The 19,693-nt window shown below is 71.8% G+C and carries 14 protein-coding genes, 1 tRNA gene and 1 pseudogene; 11 read left to right on the plus strand and 5 right to left on the minus strand.

Annotated elements, in window-relative coordinates:
* The 7 genes and pseudogenes from IE275_RS42755 to IE275_RS42785 form a co-directional block, all read left to right on the plus strand.
* A pseudogene (locus IE275_RS42755) lies at positions 1–183 on the plus strand (6-phosphogluconate dehydrogenase); the annotation flags it as partial.
* A gap of 94 nt (positions 184–277) precedes the next feature.
* A complete protein-coding gene (gene recF / locus IE275_RS42760) occupies positions 278–1,399 on the plus strand; it encodes a DNA replication/repair protein RecF (protein WP_189718108.1) in 1,122 nt (373 codons plus the stop codon).
* On the plus strand, positions 1,396–1,929 hold the full coding sequence (locus IE275_RS42765) for a DciA family protein (protein ID WP_189718109.1): 534 nt from the start codon (positions 1,396–1,398) through the stop codon (positions 1,927–1,929). Before recF ends, IE275_RS42765 begins: the two co-directional genes overlap by 4 nt.
* A 410-nt stretch (positions 1,930–2,339) precedes the next feature.
* Positions 2,340–4,400: a DNA topoisomerase (ATP-hydrolyzing) subunit B gene (gene gyrB, locus IE275_RS42770; RefSeq protein ID WP_189718141.1), complete on the plus strand. Its 2,061-nt coding sequence runs from the start codon at positions 2,340–2,342 to the stop codon at positions 4,398–4,400.
* A gap of 42 nt (positions 4,401–4,442) precedes the next feature.
* A complete protein-coding gene (gene gyrA / locus IE275_RS42775) occupies positions 4,443–7,037 on the plus strand; it encodes a DNA gyrase subunit A (RefSeq protein ID WP_189718110.1) in 2,595 nt (864 codons plus the stop codon).
* 18 nt (positions 7,038–7,055) lie between these two features.
* Positions 7,056–7,823 carry a DUF3566 domain-containing protein gene (locus IE275_RS42780; protein WP_189718111.1) on the plus strand — a complete coding sequence of 256 codons (768 nt, stop codon included), beginning with the start codon at positions 7,056–7,058 and terminating at the stop codon, positions 7,821–7,823.
* Between the two features lie 88 nt (positions 7,824–7,911).
* A tRNA-Ile gene (locus IE275_RS42785) sits at positions 7,912–7,988 on the plus strand.
* 267 nt (positions 7,989–8,255) lie between these two features.
* Here IE275_RS42785 and IE275_RS42790 read toward each other — a convergent pair.
* Positions 8,256–12,371: an nSTAND1 domain-containing NTPase gene (locus IE275_RS42790; protein WP_189718112.1), complete on the minus strand. Its 4,116-nt coding sequence runs from the start codon at positions 12,369–12,371 to the stop codon at positions 8,256–8,258.
* Between the two features lie 479 nt (positions 12,372–12,850).
* Here IE275_RS42790 and IE275_RS42795 point away from each other — a divergent pair, with 479 nt between their 5' ends.
* Together IE275_RS42795 and IE275_RS42800 are read left to right on the plus strand one after the other, a co-directional pair.
* The gene (locus IE275_RS42795) at positions 12,851–13,330 is read left to right on the plus strand and encodes a hypothetical protein (protein ID WP_189718113.1); all 480 of its coding nucleotides are present in this window, start codon (positions 12,851–12,853) and stop codon (positions 13,328–13,330) included.
* Between the two features lie 80 nt (positions 13,331–13,410).
* Complete coding sequence (locus tag IE275_RS42800) at positions 13,411–13,596, plus strand: ferredoxin (RefSeq protein WP_189718114.1); 186 nt, start codon at positions 13,411–13,413, stop codon at positions 13,594–13,596.
* A 16-nt stretch (positions 13,597–13,612) separates the two neighbouring features.
* Here the strand turns inward: IE275_RS42800 and IE275_RS42805 are convergent, their stop codons facing one another.
* The 3 genes from IE275_RS42805 to IE275_RS42815 all read right to left on the minus strand — a co-directional run bounded on the left by IE275_RS42805 (position 13,613) and on the right by IE275_RS42815 (position 15,830).
* Positions 13,613–14,374, minus strand: coding sequence for a glycosyltransferase family 2 protein (locus tag IE275_RS42805; protein ID WP_189718115.1), 762 nt, complete (start codon positions 14,372–14,374; stop codon positions 13,613–13,615).
* A gap of 7 nt (positions 14,375–14,381) precedes the next feature.
* Positions 14,382–15,170, minus strand: coding sequence for a GntR family transcriptional regulator (locus IE275_RS42810; protein ID WP_189718116.1), 789 nt, complete (start codon positions 15,168–15,170; stop codon positions 14,382–14,384).
* A 279-nt stretch (positions 15,171–15,449) separates the two neighbouring features.
* Positions 15,450–15,830, minus strand: coding sequence for a DUF6344 domain-containing protein (locus tag IE275_RS42815; RefSeq protein ID WP_189718117.1), 381 nt, complete (start codon positions 15,828–15,830; stop codon positions 15,450–15,452).
* 327 nt (positions 15,831–16,157) lie between these two features.
* Here IE275_RS42815 and IE275_RS46490 point away from each other — a divergent pair, with 327 nt between their 5' ends.
* Positions 16,158–16,286, plus strand: a complete 129-nt coding sequence (locus tag IE275_RS46490; RefSeq protein ID WP_003999697.1) for a DLW-39 family protein — start codon at positions 16,158–16,160, stop codon at positions 16,284–16,286.
* A gap of 220 nt (positions 16,287–16,506) precedes the next feature.
* Positions 16,507–17,961, plus strand: a complete 1,455-nt coding sequence (locus tag IE275_RS42825) for a hypothetical protein (protein ID WP_189718119.1) — start codon at positions 16,507–16,509, stop codon at positions 17,959–17,961.
* On the opposite strand, the gene IE275_RS42830 is transcribed toward IE275_RS42825, so the two are convergent.
* Positions 17,925–19,424 (minus strand): serine/threonine-protein kinase, encoded by a 1,500-nt coding sequence (locus tag IE275_RS42830; RefSeq protein WP_189718120.1) that lies wholly within the window; start codon positions 19,422–19,424, stop codon positions 17,925–17,927. The genes IE275_RS42825 and IE275_RS42830 overlap by 37 nt on opposite strands.
* Between the last annotated feature and the right edge of the window lie 269 nt (positions 19,425–19,693).

Here is a 19,693-nt window from a genome sequence, read left to right on the forward strand (position 1 = left end):
GCACAGGACTCCGGCGAGGGCCGCTGGACGGTCGAGGCCGCCATCGACAACGCCGTGCCGCTGCCCGCCATCACCGCCTCCCTCTTCGCGCGGTTCACGTCCCGCCAGGACGACTCCCCGCAGATGAAGATGATCGCGGCCCTGCGCAACCAGTTCGGCGGCCACGCCGTCGAGACGAAGTAAGCACCACCAAGCGCGTAGTACGAAGCAGTACGAAGCAGTACTGAGCAGTACGAAGCGGTACACCCGAGCACTCTGGGGAGGTCGGCGAACGACCATGCACGTCACGCATCTGTCGCTGGCCGACTTCCGCTCGTACGCCCGGGTCGAGGTTCCGCTCGACCCGGGCGTCACCGCCTTCGTGGGCCCCAACGGGCAGGGCAAGACGAATCTGGTCGAGGCCGTCGGCTATCTCGCCACCCTCGGCAGCCACCGGGTCGCCTCCGACGCGCCCCTGGTCCGTCTGGGCGCCGACCGCGCGATCGTCCGGGCCCAGGTCAGGCAGGGCGAGCGGCAGCAGCTGGTCGAGCTGGAGCTGAACCCCGGCAAGGCCAACCGGGCCCGCATCAACCGGTCCTCGCAGGTCAGACCCCGTGATGTGCTGAGCATCGTGCGAACCGTGCTGTTCGCGCCCGAGGATCTCGCGCTGGTCAAGGGGGACCCCGGGGAGCGGCGGCGGTTCCTGGACGAGCTGATCACCGCGCGCTCGCCGCGGATGGCCGGGGTGCGCTCCGACTACGACCGGGTGCTGAAGCAGCGCAACACCCTGCTGAAGTCGGCCGCGCTGGCGCGCCGGCACGGCGGGCGGACCATGGACCTGTCCACGCTCGACGTGTGGGACCAGCATCTCGCGCGCGTGGGCGCCGAACTGCTCGCGCAGCGGCTCGACCTGCTCGCCGCGCTCCAGCCGCTCGCGGACAAGGCGTACGAGCAGCTGGCGCCGGGCGGCGGTCCGCTGGCGCTGGAGTACAAGCCGTCCGCGCCCGGTGAGGCCCACACGCGTGAGGATCTGTACGCCCAGCTGATGGCGGCGCTCGCGGAGGCCCGTAAGCAGGAGATCGAGCGGGGCGTCACGCTCGTCGGCCCTCATCGGGACGACATGACGCTCAAGCTCGGTCAGCTGCCCGCCAAGGGGTACGCCTCGCACGGCGAGTCCTGGTCGTACGCGCTGGCGCTGCGGCTGGCCTCCTACGACCTGCTGCGGGCCGAGGGGAACGAGCCGGTGCTGGTGCTCGACGACGTGTTCGCCGAGCTGGACGCCCGGCGCAGGGAGCGGCTGGCCGAGCTGGTCGCGCCCGGTGAGCAGGTGCTGGTGACGGCGGCGGTCGACGACGACGTACCGGGTGTGCTGAGCGGGGCGCGGTACACCGTGTCGGACGGAACGGTGGAACGGGCATGAGCGAGCGGCAGGACCCCGGGAAGACGCCCGAGCCCTCCGGCGTCGATCTCGCGCGGGTGGCGCTGCGGGCGGCGCGTGAGCAGGCACGCGCGCGGGGGGACGCGGCGCAGCAGAAGAAGCAGGCGCGGCGCGGTGGCGGCCTGCGCTCCGGTGCGCGGGCGGACGGGCGTGACCCCATGGCGCTCGGTTCGGCGATCAACCGGCTGCTCGCCGAGCGCGGCTGGGAGGCGCCGGCCGCGGTGGGCGGGGTGATGGGGCGCTGGCCGGAGATCGTCGGCGAGGACGTGGCGAAGCACTGTGTGCCGGAGCGGTACGACGAGGACGAGCGGGTTCTCGTGGTGCGCTGCGATTCGACGGCGTGGGCGACGAACCTGCGGTTGCTGGCGCCGACGCTGGTGGCCCGGCTCAACGAGGACCTGGGGCACGGGCGGGTCCGGCTGCTCAAGGTGCAGGGGCCGGGTGGCCCGCCCCGTCGTTACGGGCCGCTGAGGGCCCCGGGCAGCACGGGTCCCGGCGACACCTACGGGTGATTTGCGTCACGTGGGAAGACGGCCGGGGAGGTACTTGTGTACCTCCCCGGCCGTCTTCCTGCCTGCCGGCGAACCGGCAGCGCGCGGGGGTGAATTCCTACCTGACTCGTCGGTAGCCAAGGGTTGACACCCGGAAGCGCTGAGTGCCTCCGTGAGCCTCTTGGAGCCCCCTTCCACATATCGGGACCCGGAAGAGACCGGTTGAGGGCGGCACATGCGGACTCAGGTACCGGCAAACCCCCATCACTGTCAGTGCTACCGGTAGACTGGAAGCCAATCCCGCCCCAAACGTGGGGACCGCCCGGGAAAAGCTGAGCAACGCTGATCAAGGCTTACCAACGCAACATGCCGCAGCCGCTCCGGCAACCTGCCGAGGAGCCTGGCTCGTGCTGTGCCAGAAAGGGCGCTTCGTGGCCGATTCCGGCAACCCCAACGAGAACATCCCGTCCACCGACGAAGGCGTGACCGACGCTGCCATCTCCTCGAACGGCGAGGTCACGGCTTCGTACGACGCGAGCGCCATCACCGTCCTCGAGGGCCTCGACGCCGTCCGCAAGCGCCCTGGCATGTACATCGGCTCCACGGGCGAGCGCGGACTGCACCACCTCGTGCAGGAGGTCGTCGACAACTCCGTCGACGAGGCCCTGGCCGGGCACGCGGACACGATCGACGTGACGATCCTCGCCGACGGCGGTGTGCGGGTCATCGACAACGGCCGAGGCATCCCGGTGGGCATCGTTCCCTCCGAGGGCAAGCCGGCCGTCGAGGTCGTGCTGACCGTGCTGCACGCGGGCGGCAAGTTCGGTGGCGGCGGTTACGCGGTCTCCGGTGGTCTGCACGGCGTGGGTGTCTCCGTCGTGAACGCCCTGTCGACCAAGGTCTCCGTCGAGGTCAAGACGGACGGCCACCGCTGGACGCAGGACTACAAGATGGGCGTGCCCACGGCGCCGCTCGTCCAGCACGAGGCCATCGAGGAGACCGGTACCTCGGTCACCTTCTGGGCGGACCCGGACATCTTCGAGACGACCGAGTACTCCTTCGAGACGCTGTCGCGGCGCTTCCAGGAGATGGCGTTCCTCAACAAGGGTCTGACGATCAAGCTCACGGACGAGCGTGAGTCGGCGAAGGCCACCGCCGGGGCGGACGAGGCCGGGGCGGACGAGAAGGACGAGGTCAAGTCCGTCACGTACTACTACGAGGGCGGCATCGTCGACTTCGTGACGTACCTGAACTCCCGCAAGGGCGAGCTGGTGCACCCCTCCGTCATCGACCTCGAGGCGGAGGACAAGGAGAAGGCCCTCTCCCTGGAGGTCGCGCTCCAGTGGAACAGCGGCTACAGCGAGGGTGTGTACTCCTTCGCCAACATCATCCACACCCACGAGGGCGGTACGCACGAGGAGGGCTTCCGGGCGGCGCTGACCTCGCTGATCAACAAGTACGCGCGCGACAAGAAGCTGCTGCGGGAGAAGGACGACAACCTCACGGGTGACGACATCCGCGAGGGTCTGACCGCGATCATCTCGGTCAAGCTGAGCGAGCCGCAGTTCGAGGGCCAGACGAAGACCAAGCTGGGCAACACGGAGGCGAAGACCTTCGTCCAGAAGGCGGTCTACGAGCACCTCAACGACTGGCTGGACCGCAACCCGGTCGAGGCGGCGGACATCATCCGCAAGGGCATCCAGGCGGCCACCGCGCGCGTGGCGGCCCGTAAGGCCCGTGACCTCACCCGCCGCAAGGGTCTGCTGGAGTCGGCCTCCCTGCCGGGCAAGCTCTCCGACTGCCAGTCGAACGACCCCACCAAGTGCGAGATCTTCATCGTCGAGGGTGACTCCGCCGGCGGTTCGGCCAAGTCCGGCCGCAACCCGCAGTACCAGGCGATCCTCCCGATCCGCGGCAAGATCCTGAACGTGGAGAAGGCGCGGATCGACAAGATCCTTCAGAACCAGGAGATCCAGGCGCTGATCTCCGCCTTCGGCACCGGGGTCCACGAGGACTTCGACATCGAGAAGCTCCGCTATCACAAGATCATCCTGATGGCGGACGCCGACGTCGACGGCCAGCACATCAACACCCTGCTGCTGACCTTCCTGTTCCGCTTCATGCGGCCGCTGGTCGAGGCCGGGCACGTGTTCCTCTCCCGCCCGCCCCTCTACAAGATCAAGTGGAGCCGGGACGACATCGAGTACGCCTACTCGGACCGCGAGCGCGACGCCCTCATCGAGATGGGCCGTCAGCGGGGCAAGCGCATCCGCGAGGACTCGATCCAGCGCTTCAAGGGTCTCGGCGAGATGAACGCCGAGGAGCTGCGCATCACCACCATGGACCAGGAGCACCGGGTCCTCGGCCAGGTCACCCTCGACGACGCCGCGCAGGCCGACGACCTGTTCTCGGTCCTCATGGGCGAGGACGTCGAAGCGCGCCGCGCCTTCATCCAGCGCAACGCCAAGGACGTCCGCTTCCTCGACATCTGAGTCGGTCTCAGCTGACCGCACCAGGAAGGATCCCCACCAGCAATGACCGACGAGAACACTCCCGTCACCCCTGAAGAGGGCGGCGACGTCGTGATGCGCATCGAGCCCGTCGGGCTTGAGACGGAGATGCAGCGCTCGTACCTCGACTACGCGATGTCCGTCATCGTCTCCCGCGCCCTGCCGGACGTGCGGGACGGCCTCAAGCCCGTCCACCGCCGCGTCCTGTACGCGATGTACGACGGCGGCTACCGGCCCGAGAAGGGCTTCTACAAGTGTGCCCGTGTCGTCGGTGACGTCATGGGCAACTACCACCCGCACGGCGACTCCTCGATCTACGACGCGCTGGTCCGCCTCGCGCAGCCGTGGTCGATGCGGATGCCGCTGGTGGACTCCAACGGCAACTTCGGCTCTCCCGGCAACGACCCGGCGGCCGCCATGCGGTACACCGAGTGCAAGATGATGCCGCTGTCCATGGAGATGGTCCGCGACATCGACGAGGAGACCGTCGACTTCACGGACAACTACGACGGCCGCTCCCAGGAGCCGACCGTCCTGCCGGCCCGTTTCCCGAACCTGCTGATCAACGGTTCGGCCGGTATCGCGGTCGGCATGGCGACCAACATCCCCTCGCACAACCTGCGTGAGGTCGCGTCCGGCGCCCAGTGGTACCTGGAGAACCCGGACGCCTCGCACGAGGAGCTGCTCGACGCGCTGATCGAGCGCATCAAGGGCCCCGACTTCCCGACCGGCGCGCTGGTCGTGGGCCGCAAGGGCATCGAGGAGGCGTACCGCACGGGCCGTGGCTCGATCACCATGCGGGCGGTCGTCGAGGTCGAGGAGATCCAGAACCGCCAGTGCCTGGTGGTCACGGAGCTGCCCTACCAGGTCAACCCCGACAACCTCGCGCAGAAGATCGCCGACCTGGTGAAGGACGGCAAGATCGGCGGCATCGCGGACGTCCGCGACGAGACGTCCTCCCGTACCGGCCAGCGTCTGGTCATCGTCCTGAAGCGGGACGCGGTCGCGAAGGTCGTTCTCAACAACCTCTACAAGCACACGGACCTTCAGTCGAACTTCGGCGCCAACATGCTGGCGCTCGTCGACGGCGTCCCGCGCACGCTGTCCCTGGACGCGTTCATCCGGCACTGGGTGACCCACCAGATCGAGGTCATCGTCCGCCGTACGCGCTTCCGGCTGCGCAAGGCCGAGGAGCGCGCGCACATCCTGCGCGGTCTGCTCAAGGCGCTGGACGCGATCGACGAGGTCATCGCGCTCATCCGGCGCAGCGACACCGTCGACATCGCGCGCACGGGCCTGATGGAGCTCCTGGAGATCGACGAGATCCAGGCGAACGCCATCCTCGAGATGCAGCTGCGGCGTCTGGCCGCCCTGGAGCGTCAGAAGATCATCCAGGAGCACGACGAGCTCCAGGCGAAGATCACCGAGTACAACGCGATCCTCGCCTCGCCGGACCGCCAGCGCGGCATCGTCAGCGCGGAACTGGCGGCGATCGTCGAGAAGTTCGGCGACGACCGCAAGACCATGCTGGTGCCCTACGACGGTGACATGTCCATCGAGGACCTGATCGCCGAGGAGGACATCGTCGTCACCGTCACGCGCGGCGGTTACGTCAAGCGGACCAAGGCGGACGACTACCGCGCGCAGAAGCGCGGCGGCAAGGGCGTGCGCGGCGCGAAGCTGAAGGAAGACGACATCGTCGACCACTTCTTCGTCTCCACCACCCACCACTGGCTGCTGTTCTTCACCAACAAGGGCCGGGTCTACCGGGTGAAGGCGTACGAGCTGCCGGACGCCGGGCGTGACGCGCGTGGACAGCACGTCGCGAACCTGCTGGCCTTCCAGCCGGACGAGGCGATCGCCGAGATCCTCGCGATCCGCGACTACGACGCGACGCCGTACCTGGTGCTGGCCACGAAGGGCGGTCTGGTCAAGAAGACGCCTCTGAAGGATTACGATTCGCCCCGTTCCGGCGGTGTCATCGCGATCAACCTCCGCGAGACGGAGGACGGTTCCGACGACGAGCTGATCGGAGCCGAACTCGTCTCGGCCGATGACGATCTGCTGCTGATCAGCAAGAAGGCGCAGTCGATCCGATTCACCGCCACGGACGAAACTCTGCGGCCCATGGGCCGTGCGACCTCGGGTGTCAAGGGCATGAGCTTCCGTGAGGGAGACCAGCTGCTCTCGATGAATGTTGTTCGACCCGGTACGTTCGTGTTCACTGCTACGGACGGTGGGTACGCGAAGCGGACCGCCGTCGACGAGTACCGCGTCCAGGGTCGCGGTGGCCTCGGCATCAAGGCTGCCAAGATCGTCGAGGACCGCGGTTCGCTCGTCGGCGCGCTGGTGGTCGAGGAGACCGACGAGATCCTCGCCATCACGCTGTCGGGCGGTGTGATTCGTACGCGAGTCAACGAGGTCAGGGAGACGGGCCGTGACACCATGGGCGTCCAACTGATCAATCTGGGCAAGCGCGATGCCGTCGTGGGTATCGCACGTAACGCCGAAGCGGGGCGTGAGGCGGAGGAGGTCGACGGCGGAGACGCCGTGGACGAGACCGCCGAGGGCACCGCGACCACCGGCACGGACGAGGGTGACACGCCCTCGGCCGAGTAGCACGAGGAGTGAGTCATCGTGAGCGGAGCCACGGGCGCCGGTACGTCTGCCGGTTCTGCCGGCTCGTCTGCCGGTACGGACAAGGACGGCGGCGGCCGTGGCTCCGCCACGTCGGCGGGGGACGCGCGTTCGACCGACGCGCGGAGCGCCGAGGGCCGTGGTGGGGACACCCACACGACCCAGCTGAAGGCGATCAAGCCGGCCGCGGCCGACACGCAAGGATCCAAGGGATCCCAGGGGGGAACCGTGACGGACACCCGGGGCCAGGCGCAGCAGCCTGTCTCGCCGCTCCCCGGTGAGCGGCAGGCGCAGCAGCAGCCCGCCGGGCCGTACCACCCGCCGCAGGCCTACCCGACCCAGGCGACGCCGCCCGGGACGGTCCGCCGGCCGCGCACCGGGGCCCGCACCACGCCCCGGGTGCGCAAGGCGCGGCTGCGGGTGGCGAAGGCCGACCCGTGGTCGGTGATGAAGGTCAGCTTCCTGCTGTCGATCGCGCTGGGCATCTGCACGATCGTGGCGGCCGCGATGCTGTGGATGGTCATGGACGCGATGGGCGTGTTCTCCACGGTCGGCGGGACGATCTCGGAGGCGACGGGCTCCAACGAGTCCAACGGCTTCGATCTCCAGTCCTTCCTGTCCCTCCCCCACGTCCTGATGTTCACGTCGATCATCGCGGTCATCGATGTCGTCCTCGCGACGGCCCTCGCGACGCTCGGCGCGTTCATCTACAACCTCTCCGCGGGGTTCGTCGGCGGCGTCGAGCTGACGCTCGCCGAGGACGAGTGACCTCGCCCGACTATCGATTTTGGGACTGCCCCGGTCGTGCGCTAATCTTCAGGAGTCAGCGCGCGGGACACACACCGCAGAGCGCGGCGGGGCTATAGCTCAGTTGGTTAGAGCGCATCCCTGATAAGGATGAGGCCACAGGTTCAAATCCTGTTAGCCCCACCAGTACGAAGACCCCCGACCGAACACGGTCGGGGGTCTTCGGCGTTCACGGCCGCGTGTGTTTCTTGAACGGGTGGTTGCGCGCTTCACCGGTTCCGCGGCGTGGGCCTGGCGGCCGTCGTCGTGCGGGTGGGTCCGGGTGTGGGCAGCGAAAGGCCCGGTCGCTGGCGACGGGGGATGCACCAGCGACCGGGCTATGGCCAAGGCTAACAAGGGTGCTTGATCAGCGGGAGGCGACTGCTCGGGACGAATGGCCAGTTGTGATCGGGATCACTTCTTCTGCCCCTCGTCGCACGGAGGATCGTACGAGAGGCGGGGTAGGTACTCGTGCCACTTCTGGGCGGTCAGGACGCCTCGGGTGGTGGAGCAGATGCGGTCGATGGCCGCGTCGACGTCCAGGTTCCACAGACGGATCGTGTCGGCGCCGCTGGAGACGCCGAGCATGTGGCTGTTGGGGTTGAAGGCCAGGAAGTTGCCGGTCTTGGCGTTGGGGCTCATCGACTGGCCGATGGGGGAGGCGTCGGAGGGCCTGCCGACGTCCCACAGCCGGACGGTGTTGTCGTTGCCGCCGCTGGCCAGGGTGTCGCCGTCCGGACCGAAGGTCAGGGAGACGACCGCCTCGGTGTGGCCGGTGAGAGGGGAGCCCAGGGGGCGTGCCGCCGCGGGGTCGGTGATGTCCCAGAGGCGGACCGTGTCGTCGTCGCTGCCGGAGGCCAGGGTGTGGCCGTCGGGGCTGTGGGCGAGGGAGTTGACCGGGCCGAGGTGGCCGGTGAGCGGCCCGCCCAGCGCGGTCGCGTGGGCCGGGTCGGAGACGTCCCACAGCCGGATCGTGCCGTCCGCTCCGCCGCCGGCCAGGGTGCGGCCGTCCGGCGTGAACAGCAGGGAGTCGACGAAGCCCTTGTGGCCGGTGAGAGGCGACCCGAGCGGGACCACCCGGGCCGGGTCGGTGACGTTCCACAGCTGGATGGTGCGGTCCTCGTACGCCGTGGCGAGGGTGTGGCCGTCGGGGCTGTAGGCCAGCGCCTCGGGGCCCGTGAAGCGGGTCTTGAGGAGGATGGGCGGGCCGTCGGAGACAGGGTGGGCCGGGTCGGTGACGTTCCACAGGTACACCGAGCGGCTCGCCGTCAGCACCGTGAGGGTGCGGCCGTCGGGGGAGAAGACGAGGGAGCGGTCGCCGCCGTCGGCCGGCATGAACGGTGTGCCGAGCGTGCGGGGACGGCCGGGCCGCTCGACGTTCCACAGCCGGATCCGGCCGTCGCGGGCCGCCGTGGCCAGCACCTCGCCGTCGGGACGGAACGCGCCGCTGCGGCCGATCATGTCCGATGTCGGGATCGACCAGAGGCGGACCTTGTTGTCGCCGCTGCCGGTGGCGAGCGTACGGCCGTCGGGGCTGAAGCCCAGGGCGTACATCTCACCGCTGCTGCCCGCGAGGGGCTCGCCGACCTGCGAGGGGTACGCCGGGTCGCTGACGTTCCACACGCTCGCGGTGCTGTCCGCGCTGGCGGCGGCGAGCATCGCGCCGTCGGGGCTGAAGGCCACCGACCAGACGGGGCCGGTGTGGCCGGTGAGGGTCGAGCCCAGCCGGGTCGCGTGCGCCGGGTCGGTCACCTTCCACAGCCGGATGGTGTCGTCCGCGCTGCCACTGGCGAGAGTGCGGCCGTCCGGGCTGAACGCCACGGAGTGCACGGTGCCGTCGTGGCCGGTGAGCGGGGCGCCGAGCGGCTCAGGGTGCCGGGGGTCGGCCGTGTTCCACAGCCGGATCGCGTGGTCGTCGCCGCCCGCCGCCAGGGTCCGCCCGTCGGGGCTGAACGCCACGGAGCGCACGGCGGCGGTGCGGCCGGCGAGTGTGGCGAGGAGGTCCGGTCGGGTCCGGTCGGTCAGGTCCCACAGGCGTACGGTGCCGTCGTCGTCGGCGCTGGCGAGGGTGCGGCCGTCCGGGGCGAAGGCGAGCAGGTAGATCGTGCCGTTGCGGCCGGTGAGCGGCTTGCCCAGGGCCTTGGGCCGGGCGGGGTCGGTCAGGTCCCACAGGCGTACGGTGCCGTCGTCGCCGGCGCTGGCCAGGGTGCGGCCGTCGGGGCTGAAGACCGCGCTGCTCACCCAGCTGGTGTGCCCGGTGAGCGGCTTGCCCACGGGCTCGGGCCGGGCCGGGTCGGACACGTTCCACAGGCGGACCGTGCGGTCGTAGCTTGCGGTGGCCAGGAGCTTGCCGTCCGGGCTGAACGAGGTGAGGTAGACGGCGCCGGTGTGGCCGAGCAGCGGGGTGGCCAGGGGCGCGTTGACGATGGATATGAGCCGGTTCCTGGCGCCCTCGTCGCCGGGCCGCAGCCGGTGGGCGACCAGGTCGAGCTGGGCGGAGAGCGAGGGGTCCGTGTACTGGACGCGGTCGGCCTCGGCGACGACCTGCTCGAACACGGCGTCGTTGCGCTGCTGCCAGGCGACCACGGCCGCGCCGACCGCCAGCATCGCGAGCACGACCAGGGCCGACACCGCGGCCCGGCCGATCCACACGGTGCGCCGGCGCAGCCGTACCGAGGCGGCCAGGAAGTCCACCGCGCTGCGGGTCAGGAAGGTGTTGCCGGCCGTCTTCGCCCAGCTGCGGGCCTGCTCCAGCCGGGAGCCCCGGTAGAGCAGGGAGGAGTCGCGGTTCGAGCCCTCCCAGGACCGGCCGTCCTCCTCCAGCCGCTGGCGCAGCAGATGGTCGCTGCGGTCCTCGTCGATCCACTCGCGCAGCCGGGGCCAGGCGGTCAGCAGCGCCTCGTGGGTGATCTCCACGGATTCCGAGTCCAGGGTGACCAGCCGGGCGCGGACCAGCGCCTCCAGCGACTCCTCCGTCTTGCCGGGGTCGGTCGACTCCGCCGCCAGCTGTCGGCGGGTGCCGCGCCGCCGGGTGGCCTGGGTGTCCTCGCCGAGCCGGACCAGCCTGAGCAGCAGCAGCCGCGCGGCGGTCCGGGCGGCCGGGTCGAGGCCGGACCAGGCCCGCTCGGCGGTCGCGGCCACCGCGCCCTGGATGCCGCCGGACGCGCGGTACCCGGCCAGGGTCAGCCGGCCCGCCTTGCGTCGCTGCCAGGTGGCGAGCAGGGCGTGCGAGAGGAGCGGCAGCACCCCCGCGTCGTGCGCCCCGCGCGGGCCGTCGGCGCTGACCTCGCGGACGATCAGTTCCGCCAGGCCCGGTTCCAGTTCGAGGCCGACGGCCTTGGCCGGGCCGGTGACGGCCTCGCGCAGTTCGGTGCCGGTGAGCGGGCCGAGGACCATGTGGCGGTGCTGGAGGGCGTCGGCGAGTTCCGGATGGCCGAGGCACTGTTCGTAGAAGTCGGCACGGATGCCGAGGACGACCAGGACGGGGGCGGTGCCGTCCGGTCCGGCCGGGGTGCAGGCGGCGTGCAGGGTCTGGACGAGGGTGCGCCGGCTCGACTCGTCGGCGCAGAGGGTGAACGTCTCCTCGAACTGGTCCACGATGACGACCGGCGGGGCGGCCGCGGGTTCCTGGCGGAGCGCCCAGGCCGTGACGGCCTCCCGGACGGCGAGCGTGAACTCCGGAGTGCCGGGTTCCGGGACAGGTGCCGGGGCGGGTGCCGGGGCGGCTTCCCCGTCGGCGCCCGGGCTCGCCGGGCCGAGGTGCGCCCGGGAGGAGGGTGCCGCCCGGTCGGGCGGCGGGGGGCCGAGCAGGGGCGCGAGCTCCGGTATCCGTGCGGCCAGTTCGGCCGTCGGGTCGCTGCCCGGGACGAGCTGGAGGACGTGGCGTCCGGGGCAGTCCTCGTCGCCGAGCCCGCCCTTCTGGAGGACGGGTACCAGGCCGGCGCTCAGCAGGGAGGACTTGCCCGCTCCCGACGCGCCGACCAGCATGACCAGGCCGCCCGCCCCCTCCGCCGCGCGGAGCTGGGCGACCAGGGCCTCGGTGCTGCGTTCCCGGCCGAAGAACCAGCGGGCGTCCTGCCGCCGGTAGGAGGCCAGGCCCCGGTAGGGGCAGACGCCGCCGGGGACGGCCGGGGACTCGGCCGCGGACGGATCCTTCTCCTGCTCGTCGGCGGCGGTGGGGGCCTCGCCGACCGGGCCGGCCAGCGCGCGCTCCCACAGGCGCTGCCACTGGGTCAGGTCGTAGAGTCCGGCGGAGACCGGTGTCGGCCGGGCGCGGCGCGCCTCGGGGATCAGTACGTACAGGACGGCCGCGAGCGCGGCGAACTGGGCCGGTACGTTCCGGGCCCGTCGCCAGTCGCTGATCCGCTGGGCGGAGACCCGCACCGGGCGCCCGCGTTCGTCGACCCGCTGGAGCCGGACGACCGCCTCGGAGACCCGCTTGAGCGGCGGGTTGCCGGCTTCCTTGTACAGCAGCGCGAGACGTTCCGCGAAGGCTGTGCGTGCCCCTGAGTCGAAACTCAAGGTCTCCACCCCTTACTTCCCCCGCGCCTGGAATCCGGACCGGAAAACCCACCTTATATGGCTGACCTGCGGCTTAGGTCCTGACCGGATACCGGAGCCCTCCTCGTGACGAGCCTCAGCTGGCAGGATTCCGCCACGTGACACCCCACGCCACCCGCACCGTTCGGCAGCGGTCCGCACGAGGGGAGGGACCGGTTCCGAACGGTGTGGCGTGCGCGGGTTCCTACCGTGCGGTGCGCGCGGATTCTGTACGGTCCCCGGCCCGAGTCCGGCCGGCACCGCGTCCCGGCACCACCCGGCGTCCAGAGCGCTACCCATGCCCCGCAGGCCTCACGCATCCGCTCCTCGTCGAGCCGGAGGGCGTGGGGCCTTTTCCGTGCGTCCGGCGCGGGTCCGTGGGCCGTCCACCTCTGGCTAGCTGACGGTCCGTCAGATATCGTGCGTGCTGCCGTACCGCCGTTCTTCACCGTTCGGAAGGGGTGAGCGCCATGGAGACCCGTCCCCAGAGCCCGCAGCCGCCCGGGGCTCCCCGCTGGGCCGCGATGTTCTACGACCCCGCCTCGGCGTCCTGGCGTCTGGGCGCCGAATCGCCCGACCGCGGGCCGGTGCTGTACGCCATCGGCGAGATGGCCCAGGCGCGGCGGGCGCGCGGCGACGAGGTCACGGTCGCGCTGTGGGGCCCGCAGGAGGGCGCCTGGCGGCATTTCGACGCTCCCGCACCGGAGTCCGCTCCCGCACCGGAGCCCGCGACGGCCCCGGACCTGGCTCCCGCCCCCGCCCCGGGCAAGCTCGCCGAGCGCATGGAGGACCGCCGCCACCAGGTCGTCATGGCGGGTCTCAGCAAGGCCGGCCTCTACGACCTCGCCCCGGACGACGTGACCGCCGTGCGGGCCCTGGTCGACCGGGTCGACGAGACCACCCTGCGCAGGCTCGCGCACTGGCTGGCGGTGGCCGGTTCCGATCGCTAGCCGGCCCACGGACCGGTTGGGCGCGCCGTCGGCAGGGCAGGCACGTCCTGACAGGCTCCAGGGACGTGCCGGGAGGACAGATGAAGGTCTCCGTGGACCCCGACCGCTGCTACGGCTCGGGCGAGTGCGCCTACCGGGCGCCGTCCGTCTTCACCGAGGTGGACGGGTTCGGGACCGTCCTGCCGGGCCGTGAGCAGACCGGCGACGAGCCGGAGGTGCGCGAGGCGGCCGAGCACTGCCCGTCCCAGGCCATCCGTCTGACGTGACCGCAAGGCGGGCGGGTCAGGCCGGGGCGCCCGGGTGGAGCCAGCCGAACGCCGCGAGCGCGTGGGCCCTGGCCTCCACGACCGCCATCCGTGCCAGCCGTTCGACGGGATCGGTGTGTGCCGCCTGGCCGGTCGCCTGCCCGTCCCACTTCCGGTAGAACAGCCCGACCTCGGCCGAGAACCAGCCACGGCTCACCGCGTCGAGCGCGATCAGCAGACCGGTGTCCTCGGAGGCCGGCAGCGCCATCCAGCCGCCGAGGGCCGTCAGCAGCTCCCGCCGGACGCAGAGCGACGCGGGGTGCACCGGCGCGCGGAAGTCGTTGGCCCGCCAGTACGCCAGGACGTCCCCGCGCTCCAGCGGCCCGTCGGCCGGGTCGCCGGGGAAGCCGACCGTGGTGCCGTCCGGCAGCAGGTCCAGGACCCGGGAGGTCGCCCAGCCGATCTCCGGATCGTCCTCCAGGGCGGCCAGGTCACGGGCCAGGGCGCCGGGCGCGAGCCGGTCGTCGGCGTCCAGCACCTTCACGTACTCGCCCGCGGCGTGCGCGAGCGCGAGGGTCCGGGCGACGCCGGGACCACCGGGACGGCCCTGCCGGAAGGTCACCCGTGCGTCGTCGGGGACGTACGGGCGGACGTCGTCCGTCGTGCCGTCCTCCTGGATCACCCAGCGCCACTCCCAGCCGCCGGGCAGCTCCTGCGCGCTCAGCGAGGCGTACGCCTCGGGCAGGTACCGGGCGGAGGGGGCGTGCACGGCGGTGACGACGACGATCTGCCGGCTCACCTGGGACTCACCACCTTTCCAGTCGGGTGGTGAAGAACAGCTCGGTGCGGTCGCCGGGAAGCGTGACGGCACTGACGTTCACCACACGGTCGTCGATGTCGTACGAAGTCCTGTGGAGCAGGATCACCGCTGTCCGGGGCGGAAGGTCCAGCTCATGGGCCTCTTCGGGGGTCGGCGGGCGGGCGGTGAACCGTTCCTCGACGCGGTCCACCTCGATGCCGACGGTGTGCAGCTGGGCCTGGGTGCCGCCCGGCCAGGGCTCGTTGGCCGCGTCCAGCAGCGCCGGGTTGGCGGCGATCATCGCGCGGACGAGATAGGAGGTCACCAGGCCGAAGGGCGCGCGGTCGGCCGTGCACCGGGTCCGGTACGAGCGTTCCAGCAGCACGGTGCCCGGGGGGACACCGAACGTCCCGGCGAGCGGCCCGGACGCCTCGATCTCGCGGTACACCGCGTGGAAGACCAGGTCACGGGTCTGCAATCCGGTGTCGCGTTCCGTCGAACCGGTCCCGGCCCGCTCGGCCTCCGTCGCGCGGGCCCGGTCCTTCTCCCACTGGTGCCGGCCGTTGTCGCGCACGGCGGGGGTTCGGGGACGACGCACGAAGTCGCCGTGTCCGTCCCGCCGTGCGATCAGCCCCTCCTCGCGCAGCACCCGCAGCGCGTCCCGCACCGCGGGCACCCCGAGCCGGTAGGCCGCAGCCAGCTCCGCCTCCGACGGCAGCCGCTCCCCGGGCCCGCGTTCCCCCGTGCGGATGGACCGCCGTAGATCGTCCGCGATCTCTTCGTGGGCCTCGGGCACGGCCTCAGCGTACGACCCCGCCCCACGCGGCGCTCCGCCGGACCGACCCGCCCGCGTCCCGCCCGCGCCCCGTCCGCAGCCTGCTAGCACGGCGGCCGCACGGCGAAGGCCCGGTTGCTCCTGGGGAGCTTCCGGGCCTGCATCGTGCGGCGGTACGCAAGTTCGCCGTGAAAGTTCGCCTTACATCGTGTTCGTCGGGTCGGAGAGGAAGATCGCCGTGCCGGAAAGGGCCGGGCTCAAGGGGTCGGGTTCAAGGGGCCGGGCTCAAAGGGCCGGCCTTCAGGAGGTGGCGGATATGGCCGGCTCCTCGGAGTCCTCGGGGGTGCCGGAGGAGTCGGCGGTCTCGGTCGACTCCGTCTCCGTGCGGGAGTGGTGGCGGCAGCGCGGGGACTTGCCGTGGGACTCGGCGCGGATGCGCTGCTTCATCGTGGGGGGCTGGGACCGGCCCTGGGGCGGGACCCAGGCGGCCGGCGCCGGCCGGCTCGGCGTGTGCGCGGTGGCGGCGCCGGCGCCGGTGGCGCTCTCGTCGTCGGTCCGCGTCGGGCCGGTCTGCGCGGCCGCGGTGCCGGCGGTCGTCGTGACCAGTCCGAGCGCCGCGAACAGCGCGAGGAAGGCGGTGACGATCGTGGTCCACAGCTTCATGACCCGGTTCCCGGTCATGGCCCCTCACTTTCGGGTCAGGCGATTTGCGTACTTTCCTCATGATGTGTATGTGGCCCGCGAAGTGGTGGACCGACGCTCGTGGCGTGGCGTTGTTCCGATGAACACCACACGAATGGGTGCAAGGAGGGAGAAAAGCCGGTAATCAGGCGCAAGTGACCGTCCGTGGGGGTGTGATCACCCTCCGATCGGAGCGGTGTCATCCACTTGTACTGCGGCCCCGAGGGCGGCAGTTGGCAGGACGACGCAGGTCACCGATCGATATCGGTCGGTGTGTATAGTCGGGCGCCAGAGGTCCCCTACGTCAACGAAGGACGAGGTCGCGCGGTGAAGAAGCTTCTCCTGGTCGCACTGGCCGCCATCGGCGGGCTCCTCGTGTACCGCCAGATCCAGGCGGATCGCGCCGAGCAGGATCTGTGGACGGAGGCGACCGACTCCGTGCCCACGGGTTCGTGAGTATCGACTCCGAAAACTGAACCGGACCCCGGCCGCCTCAGCGGTCGGGGTTTTGTGTTGCCCGCCGGGACAGGTCCCGGTCGCCCGTCTCGGGTTGCGCGCCCTCCGGTGTGCGGTTAGAGGGGGGCGTTTCGGACGCTCGTGCGGAATGCGCGGGTGCGGGCCGGGGCGGCGGGGCAGGATGGCCCACGTTCGGTCGAAGGCGAGGGGGCGGGTTCGCATGGCCCGGCGAGGAACGGCTGCACGGACCGCGCGGCTTGCGGTCGTACGGGGAGCCGTCGCGGCTGTGGTGTTCGGCGCGGCGCTGACGGCGCTGCCCGGCCCGGTGGCCGTGGCCGCGCCGGAGGTCCCGGCGTACGCCTTCGCCGACGACGTCCGCGACGCCCTGGGGGCCACCGACACCGGCGACGCCGCCCGCCTGGACCCCGGCGAGACCTACCGCAGCTCGCTCCCGGGCGACCCCGATGCCGTCGCCGACGACGGGCCGGACTCCGGGGCGGGCGACGGCGAGCAGGACGAGGGGAACAACGACGGGAAGGACGACGGCAAGGTCTACTACCGCCTCGAACTCGACGACGCCTCCACCACGTACGTCTCCGTCACCGCGATCCCCCGCCCCGGTGCCGTGCCCGCCGTCGGCGACGGCATCGGGGTCGCTGTCCAGGACGCCGACGGCACGCCCTGCACCTACGACTCCGTGACCATCGGCACCGCGCGAAGCCCGCGCCCGATCACCGCCTGGGGCGCACGCGAGATCCTGCCGGGCAACGGACTGTGCCAGGAGCCGGGCACCTACTACGTCGTCGTCGAGCCCGTGAGCACCGGGGCGGAGGGCTCCGCGCGCAGCCCCTGGGACCTGGAACTCGCGCCCTTCTCCGAGCCGCCCCTGGCGAAGGCGGCCACCACCGACGTGCCGCAGACCTGGAACTCCGCCACCCCCGCGCCCCCGGTCGCCGAGCCGGTGGCCGTGCGCGGCGGCGCGGGCTTCACCGAGGCCACCGCCGTCACGCAGGGTGTCTCGGGCGACGAGATCGTCCCCGGCCAGACCCTCTTCTACCGGGTCCCCGTCGACTGGGGCCGCCAGCTGTACGCCTCCGTGGAGCTGGGCAGCGGGGAGAAGAGCTCCGGATTCGTGGCCGAGGCGCTGGACCTCACCCTCTACAACCCGGTGCGCGCCAAGGTCGAGGACGCGGGCGTCGGCTACGGCGGCACCCAGAAGTCGGCCGCCCTGGCTCCCGCGCCGCCCGTCCGCTACGCCAACCGGTACGCCCCCACCAACCCCACCAAGAGCCTGCGCTTCGCCGGCTCCTACTACCTCGTCGTCCACCTCGCCGCCCAGGTGGCCGAGGCCTTCGGTGACGGCCCCTACGGGCTGACGCTGCGCGTCCGGCTCGGCGGGACCGCGCAGTCCGGGCCCGGGTACGAGGGGCGGTCCGCGCCGCGCGGCGTCTTCGGTCAGGACACGGCCGGCGACGGGCCGGCCGAGGCCGGGGGAGACGGCCGAACGGGACAGGCGCGGGCCACGGCCGACGGGGACCCGGCGATGCGGGCGGTCGCCGTGGCCGGGATCGGCACCGGGACCGCGCTGCTGCTCGTCCTCGGCGGCTGGACCTTGACGGCCCGGCGCCGGGCCGCCGCTCAGATCCGGGTCAGCGCCCAGAACCCCACGGCGTAACAGGCCAGCGCGAGCAGCAGCAGGGGCACCGCGACCCTGGCCGGCGGCCCGGGCCGCGAACGCCGTACGGCCCGGTGGCCGCGCCGCGGTGCCACGGGCGCGGCCGACGGCGCGGCGGCGGGCGGGTCCTGGGTGGTGTACGACGCGGTGGAGGGGTCGGCGGAGGGGTCGGGCCGCCATCCGTGCCCGCGGCCGGGCAGGACGAACGTGGATTCGTGGGGGGACGCCGTGAGGGCGGGTGCCGGTGCCGGCTGCGGGGGCGGCAGTAGGAAGCTGCCGGTGTCCGACATGGACGGGGCGGGGCTCGCGGGCAGTGAATCCGTGCCCGGACGGTCCTGGCGGGGAGGGGTGTTCGGGCGCTGCGGGACGGACTCCGTGCCCGGGTGGGCCGGGACGGGAGGCCGGTCCGGTCGGGCAGGCAGGGGTGTCGCCGGTGGGGTGAGGGGCACGGCCGGCAGCGGAGTCGACCCCGTGCCCGGGTGGGCGGGTCCCCCGGGCGGGCCCGAGCCGGCCGGTGCGGAGAGCGGGCCGGCCGGTGCGGAGAGCCGGTCCGTCGGTGCGGGGCGCGGGCCGGGCCGGGGCTTCGGCGGGCCCTCGGGGCCGAAACCCTTCGGCAGCGGCCCGATCTGGTCGAAGATCTCGATCAGTTCGTCGTCGGGACCGGGTTCCGGCAGCAGCTCGACGGCCGCCGCCAGCGCCTTGCGCGCCCCCGTGGCCGTACGGAAACGGGCCTCCGGATCCGGCTGGAGCAGGGTGGCCACCACCTGCCACAGCGGCTCGGGGATGCCCTTGGGCGCGCCCGGGGTGCCGTGTTCCGCGAAGTACTGGATGAGCGCCTTGGCGTCCGGTTTCGCGCCCTCCAGGAGGTAGAGCGCCACCAGGCCCACGGCGAACAGGTCGGCGGGGAAGTCGGGTTCGGCGCCCATCATCTGCTCGGGGGCGAGGTAACCGGGCGTACCCACCACGAGGTTGGTCTCGGTCAGCCGGGGTTCGCCCAGCCGCATCGCGATACCGAAGTCGGACAGCCGCAGCCGGGGGCGGGCCGTCCCGGTGGCCTCCAGAAGCACGTTGGCGGGCTTGATGTCCCGGTGCACCACGCCCTCCGCGTGCACCGCGGCGAGCCCGGACAGCAGCTGGTCGAGCAGCGTGCAGACGAAGACGGGCGGCAACGGGCCGTAGTCGCCCACGAGATGGACCAGGGAACCGCCGGCCACCAGGTCCATGGTGAACAGGACCTTGTCGTCGTCCGCGGCCCAGCTGGCGGGCGCCAGGACGTGGGGATGGTCGATCCGCAGCGCCTGCTCGCGGACGAACCGCAGCAGCGTGTGGGCGTCGCTCTGCTGGAGCACCTTGGCGGCCACATAGCGGCGCCGGCGGTGGTCCCAGGCGCGCCAGACCGCGCCGACCCCTCCGCGTCCTATCGGGTCGGCCAGTTCGTACCGTCCGGCGAAGACCTCACCCATGGCAGTGCGTCGCTCCTCCCCCTCCGGTTTCCCCCTGCTACTCCCCTCGCTACCCCTCGACGGGCGCTACGACCCCCGTGGCCGTCGTGGTGTGCGAGTACCCCGTGTCCCCCGGAGCCTTCGTGCGGTGCGCGTCCCCCGTGCCGAGCGCGTCCCCGTGCTGTGCGCGCCCCTCATACGGTGCGCTTCCCCCGTGTCGAGGGCTTCCCCCGTGTGGTGCGCTTCCCCCGTGTCGAGGGCTTCCCCCGTGTGGTGCGCTTCCCCCGTGT

The organism is Streptomyces phaeofaciens, assembly GCF_014648915.1.
GTDB lineage: Bacteria > Actinomycetota > Actinomycetes > Streptomycetales > Streptomycetaceae > Streptomyces > Streptomyces phaeofaciens.

Excerpts from the sequence above, each read along its gene's own strand:
- IE275_RS42795 (WP_189718113.1), top strand. The coding sequence starts at position 12,851 with ATGGAGACCCGTCCCCAGAGCCCGCAGCCGCCCGGGGCTCCCCGCTGG.
- IE275_RS42800 (WP_189718114.1), top strand. The coding sequence starts at position 13,411 with ATGAAGGTCTCCGTGGACCCCGACCGCTGCTACGGCTCGGGCGAGTGC.
- IE275_RS42830 (WP_189718120.1), bottom strand. The coding sequence starts at position 19,424 with ATGGGTGAGGTCTTCGCCGGACGGTACGAACTGGCCGACCCGATAGGA.
- gyrA (WP_189718110.1), top strand. The coding sequence starts at position 4,443 with ATGACCGACGAGAACACTCCCGTCACCCCTGAAGAGGGCGGCGACGTC.
- recF (WP_189718108.1), top strand. The coding sequence starts at position 278 with ATGCACGTCACGCATCTGTCGCTGGCCGACTTCCGCTCGTACGCCCGG.
- IE275_RS42815 (WP_189718117.1), bottom strand. The coding sequence starts at position 15,830 with ATGACCGGGAACCGGGTCATGAAGCTGTGGACCACGATCGTCACCGCC.
- IE275_RS42825 (WP_189718119.1), top strand. The coding sequence starts at position 16,507 with ATGGCCCGGCGAGGAACGGCTGCACGGACCGCGCGGCTTGCGGTCGTA.
- IE275_RS42765 (WP_189718109.1), top strand. The coding sequence starts at position 1,396 with ATGAGCGAGCGGCAGGACCCCGGGAAGACGCCCGAGCCCTCCGGCGTC.